Raw genomic sequence first — 242 nt, 5'->3', positions numbered from 1 at the left:
CAGCACAGAGGAACTTGTTCCTTGGGTGGCGAGCGGCGGACGGGTGAGTAATGCCTGGGAAATTGCCCGGTAGAGGGGGATAACCATTGGAAACGATGGCTAATACCGCATAACCTCGCAAGAGCAAAGCAGGGGACCTTCGGGCCTTGCGCTACCGGATATGCCCAGGTGGGATTAGCTAGTTGGTGAGGTAAGGGCTCACCAAGGCGACGATCCCTAGCTGGTCTGAGAGGATGATCAGC

The 242-nt window shown here is 57.0% G+C and carries 1 rRNA gene; it reads left to right on the top strand.

The features are described 5' to 3' along the window. Window positions 1–242, top strand: a 16S ribosomal RNA gene (locus GOU96_RS18535); the annotation flags it as partial.

The organism is Vibrio sp. R-1 (assembly GCF_035615595.1).
Classification (GTDB): Bacteria; Pseudomonadota; Gammaproteobacteria; order Enterobacterales; family Vibrionaceae; genus Vibrio; species Vibrio cholerae.
This window is presented reverse-complemented; position numbering and strand designations above follow the sequence as displayed.